Genomic DNA, 4,882 nt, shown 5'->3' with positions numbered 1-4,882 from the left:
ACCTCGGCCAGCTGCGTGTAGGAAACCATGCCCGTCAACGCGAGGGAGACCAGGATGTACAGCAGCGTAACCACCGCAAGGCCACCGAAGATACCGCGCGGCAGGGTCTTCTGCGGGTTCTTGACCTCTTCTGCGGAGGTTGCCACTACGTCGAAGCCGATGAAGGCGAAGAACACCAGGGCGGCACCGGCGAAGACGCCGAGGGTGCCGTACTGGGCCGGAGCAGCGCCGGTGAGGAAGCCGAAGAAGGACTGCTTCATGACGTCGGCGGCACCGGAGTCAGTAGGCTGCGAGGCAGGGATGAAGGGGGTGTAGTTGGAGAACTTCACGTAGCTGAAGCCGACAACGATCACGAACAGCACCACGGCGATCTTGATCAGCGTAAAGACGTTACCGACGCGGGCGGACAACTTTGTCCCTAGCACCAGGAGCACGGTGAAGATGGCAACAATGAGGAAGGCACCCCAGTAGAGGTCAATGCCGGCCACCTGGATTGACGGCGGCATCTCCACACCCATCAGGCCAAAGACCGTGCTGAGGTAGATCCCCCAGTACTTGGCGATCACGGCCGCAGCGGTGAAGAGCTCAAGGATGAGGTTCCACCCGATGATCCAAGCAAGGACTTCGCCCATGGTGGCGTATGTGAAGACGTAGGCGGAGCCGGCCACGGGAATCGCGGTGGCGAACTCGGCGTAGCACATGATGGCCAAAGCACAGGTGACAGCGGCGATGGCGAAGGAGATAGTGACGGCGGGGCCGGCAAAGTTTGCGGCAGCCTTGGCGCCAACCGAGAAGATCCCGGCGCCGACAGCAACGGCGACGCCCATGATCATGAGGTCCCAAGTGCTCAGGCTGCGCTTGAGCTTGCGACCGGGTTCGTCGGCATCGGCGATCGACTGCTCAATCGACTTGGTCCTGAAAATGTTCATAAAAATGCCACATTCTGGATGGGAGTGGTATAGGACTCATCAAGAATAGTGTCCGGCCCTTGGACGACCATATTTATCCCAGATAGTGAGACGAACCACGAAACCCCGTGACAGGTGTGACTGGTGGGACGAGGGCGGGTAGCCCCCGTCACACCAGCCAGGAGTCCTAAATACCGGGCACGTCCCAGTCCATGAGGGTGGAACGGATCAGGAACCGTTTGCCCTCGGGTGACTCCACTGAAAAACCGCTCCCCCGGCCCGGGACAACATCGACTGTGAGGTGCGTATGCGACCAGTAGTTGAACTGCTCCTTGGACATCCAGAACTCCAAGGGCTGCGGCTCTCCTCCTGCTCCGATATCGAACCTGCCCAGAAGGACATCCGAGTCACCGGTCAGGAACTCCCCCGCCGGATAGCACATGGGAGCCGATCCGTCACAGCAACCACCGGACTGGTGGAACATCAGTGGCCCATGCTGAACCCAGAGCTTGCGGAGGAGTTCCACGGATACCGCGGTGAGCGCCACCCGGGAGAAGTCCTCCCCGGGCAGCGTCACCGCAGCTTCCACGCTGATGTTGTTCATCAGAACGTCAGGACCACTCGGCCGTCGATCTTGGCGTGCTTCATTTCGTCAAAGACCGCGTTGACCTCGGACAGTTCCCGAGTGGAGACCGTTGGCTTGATCTTCCCCTGCGCGTAGAACTCCAACGCTTCCTCGAGGTCCTGCCGCGTTCCCACGATTGAGCCGCGGACCGTGAGGCCCTTGAGGACGATCTCGAAGATCGGCGCCGGGAAGTCTCCCGGAGGCAGCCCGTTGAAGACGATGGTTCCACCGCGGCGCGCCATGCCGATCGCCTGGCCGAAAGCCGAAGGGTGGACTGCGGTCACCAGTACACCGTGGCAGCCGCCCGTTTCACGCTGGATGACCTCCGCCGTATCTTCATGCAGTGCGTTGACCGTCAGCTCGGCGCCGTGTTCCCGGGCCAGGGCCAGCTTGTCATCAGCAATGTCCACCGCCGCTACCCGGAGCCCCATGGCTACGGCGTACTGGACAGCAATGTGCCCCAGTCCGCCGATGCCGGAGATGGTGACCCACTGTCCCGGCCTGGTCTCGGTCATCTTCAGGCCCTTGTAAACGGTGACGCCGGCACACAGCACCGGTGCCACTTCCACCGGGTCCGAGCCTGCCGGGATGCGGGCAGCAAAGCGGGTGTCCACCAGCATGTACTCGCCGAACGAGCCATCCACGCTGTAGCCGCCGTTCTGCTGGGACTCGCAGAGCGTCTCCCAACCGGTGCGGCAGTACTGGCAGTCTCCGCAAGCGGACCACAGCCAGGCGTTGCCGACAAGCTCGCCAAGGGCAACATCGGTGACACCCTCCCCCAGTGCCACCACTTCGCCCACTCCTTCATGGCCGGGAATGAACGGTGGTGTCGGCTTGACCGGCCAGTCGCCTTCGGCGGCGTGCAGGTCGGTATGACATACCCCGGACGTAATGAGGCGGACCAGCGCTTGGCCGGGACCCGGCGTCGGGCGTTCCACTTCCTTGACCGTAAGGTCGGTTCCGAATTCGGTAACTACTGCTGCTTGCATGGTGGTCATTGACGATCTCCTTTGATCTGTACGAATGATGGGAGTTTTTGTACAGCTGATGCCCCTAAAACCACTCCAGAAGGGCATCTGCTGTACAAAAACTTTTAGAAGAAGCCGAGCTTGTTCTCGTTGTAGCTGACCAGGAGGTTCTTGGTCTGCTGGTAGTGGTCCAGCATCATGGCGTGGTTCTCACGGCCAATACCTGAGGACTTGTAGCCACCGAAGGCGGCACCTGCCGGGTAGGCGTGGTAGTTGTTGACCCACACGCGGCCGGCCTGGATTTCCCGGCCTGCACGGTAGGCGACGTTTCCGTTGCGCGACCACACTCCGGCACCAAGGCCGTAGAGGGTGTCATTGGCGATGCCGATGGCGTCGTTGTAGTCGCTGAACTTGGTGACGGACACTACCGGGCCGAAGATCTCCTCCTGGAAGATGCGCATCCGGTTGTGGCCTTCGAAAATGGTGGGCTGGACGTAGTAACCGCCGGCGAGATCGCCGGACAGCTCGGCCCGGGCACCGCCGGTGAGGAGCTTGGCGCCCTCCTGCTTTCCGATGTCGATGTAGGAAAGGATCTTCTCCAGCTGGTCATTGGACGCCTGGGCGCCAACCTGGGTATCGGTATCGAGGGGGTTGCCCTGGATGATGCTGTTGGTCCGGGCCACAACGTCGGTCATGAAGGAGTCGTAGATGCCTTCCTGGACCAGTGCCCGGGACGGGCAGGTGCAGACTTCGCCCTGGTTGAAGGCAAAGAGCGTGAAGCCCTCCTGGGCCTTGTCATAGAAAGCGTCATTCTGGTCCGCGACATCGTCGAAGAAGATGTTGGGGCTCTTGCCGCCAAGTTCCAGAGTGACCGGAATGAGGTTGTTGGACGCGTACTGGCTGATGAGGCGGCCGGTGGTGGTTTCACCCGTGAAGGCGATCTTGCGGATTCGGGAACTGGAAGCCAGCGGCTTGCCCGCCTCTACACCGAAGCCATTGACGACGTTCACCACACCGGCCGGGAGGAGATCGCCGATGAGTTCCATGAGGACCAGGATTGACGTGGGCGTCTGCTCGGCGGGCTTGAGGACTACGGCGTTGCCGGCGGCGAGCGCCGGTGCCAGCTTCCAGACTGCCATGAGGATGGGGAAGTTCCACGGGATGATCTGGCCAACAACGCCCAGCGGCTCCTTGAAGTGGTAGGCGGTGGTGTCCTCATCCAGCTGGGACAGGTGGCCCTCCTGCGCGCGGACGGCGGAGGCAAAGTAACGGAAGTGATCCGCTGCCAAGGGGATGTCGGCATTCAGGGTTTCGCGGACCGGCTTGCCGTTGTCCCAGGTTTCCGCGACCGCAAGGAGCTCAACGTTCTCATCAATGCGATCGGCAATCTTGTTCAGGATCGCTGCACGCTCGGTAGCGGACGTCTTGCCCCAGGAAGGTGCAACCTTGTGGGCGGCGTCCAGCGCCAACTCGATGTCCTCGGAGGTGCCGCGGGCAACTTCGCAGAAGGCCTTGCCCGTGACGGGGGTGATGTTCTCAAAGTAGGCGCCCTTGACCGGGGCAACCCACTCGCCGCCGATCCAGTTCTCGTACCGGTCCTTGAAAGTGACCTTCGAACCCTCGGCACCCGGCTGTGCGTAAACAGTCATTGCTAGCTCCTTTGCTGCGAATCACGGTGGCTGTCGCCATTGATCCGAGCCTAGGAGCGGGGAGGTTGCAGCTACGTTGCAACCATGTGAGTCAGCTCACGCTTTCATTTCCCTGTCGATGCGTTCAAGATCAGCCACGACGGCGGCCCGCTTGGGCGAGCGCGGCGGCAGCAGCTTCAACACGGCCAGGCGGAGGTCGACGTCGTACTTCGCCTCCGGCAGCTCAGCGTACTTGAGGAGCGAATCCACGCTGCCGTCACTGAGCAGCGCCTCGCGCAGCAAGTGCGAGACCCTCTCACGCAACTGCACGACGCCGGGCGCCTCCGATCGCGGCAAAAGCCCGCCTTTGTAAATTTCCAAGGCGATGCGGTGCGCACCGCGCTGAAGGCAGCTGAGGACCTGACCGGAGTCGGGCAGCAACTCAACCGGCAAACGGTAAGGCCGCGACTCGGGGACCGCCCCGGGGCTGAGTTCCAGGATGACTTTGCGGAGGCGCACCATTTCCGCCCTCAGGGTGACAGCTGAGCCATCGCCCGGATACAGCTGGGCGCACAAGTCATCCGCGCTGAGTCCAGCGGGATGATTGCTGAGGATGGCCAGGATCTCGCTGTGCCTGGCGGACAAGGACACTGTCCTGCCGTCGATGCTGAGCAAGGCTTGGTCGCGTCCCAACAACTGCAGGCTGTTCCGGTACAGCGTGTGGCCGGAGGCGGCGGCCGCGCTCCGGCGTCG

At 62.1% G+C, this 4,882-nt stretch carries 4 protein-coding genes and 1 pseudogene; all 5 read right to left on the bottom strand.

Annotated elements, in window-relative coordinates; genetic code table 11:
* Positions 1-929 (bottom strand): amino acid permease (locus HP499_RS20720; RefSeq protein ID WP_172326013.1); only part of this gene is annotated, 929 nt, incomplete at its 3' end.
* Positions 930-1,095: 166 nt separating this feature from the next.
* Complete coding sequence (locus HP499_RS20715; RefSeq protein ID WP_172326012.1) at positions 1,096-1,512, bottom strand: DUF779 domain-containing protein; 417 nt, start codon at positions 1,510-1,512, stop codon at positions 1,096-1,098.
* The gene (adhP, locus tag HP499_RS20710) at positions 1,512-2,522 is read right to left on the bottom strand and encodes an alcohol dehydrogenase AdhP (RefSeq protein WP_172326014.1); all 1,011 of its coding nucleotides are present in this window, start codon (positions 2,520-2,522) and stop codon (positions 1,512-1,514) included. Before adhP ends, HP499_RS20715 begins: the two co-directional genes overlap by 1 nt.
* Positions 2,523-2,626: 104 nt before the next feature.
* Positions 2,627-4,150: an aldehyde dehydrogenase family protein gene (locus tag HP499_RS20705; protein WP_091549829.1), complete on the bottom strand. Its 1,524-nt coding sequence runs from the start codon at positions 4,148-4,150 to the stop codon at positions 2,627-2,629.
* Positions 4,151-4,246: 96 nt separating this feature from the next.
* A pseudogene (locus HP499_RS20700) lies at positions 4,247-4,882 on the bottom strand (helix-turn-helix domain-containing protein); the annotation flags it as partial.

The sequence above is a fragment of the Paenarthrobacter sp. CM16 genome (assembly GCF_013179505.1).
GTDB lineage: Bacteria > Actinomycetota > Actinomycetes > Actinomycetales > Micrococcaceae > Arthrobacter.
Note: the sequence above shows the minus strand (reverse complement) of the source record. Positions and strands in the feature narration are given on the sequence as shown.

What these genes read in the sequence shown, in the direction of transcription:
- HP499_RS20715 (WP_172326012.1), bottom strand. Translation starts at nt 1,512, where the DNA reads ATGAACAACATCAGCGTGGAAGCTGCGGTGACGCTGCCCGGGGAGGAC.
- adhP (WP_172326014.1), bottom strand. Translation starts at nt 2,522, where the DNA reads ATGCAAGCAGCAGTAGTTACCGAATTCGGAACCGACCTTACGGTCAAG.
- HP499_RS20705 (WP_091549829.1), bottom strand. Translation starts at nt 4,150, where the DNA reads ATGACTGTTTACGCACAGCCGGGTGCCGAGGGTTCGAAGGTCACTTTC.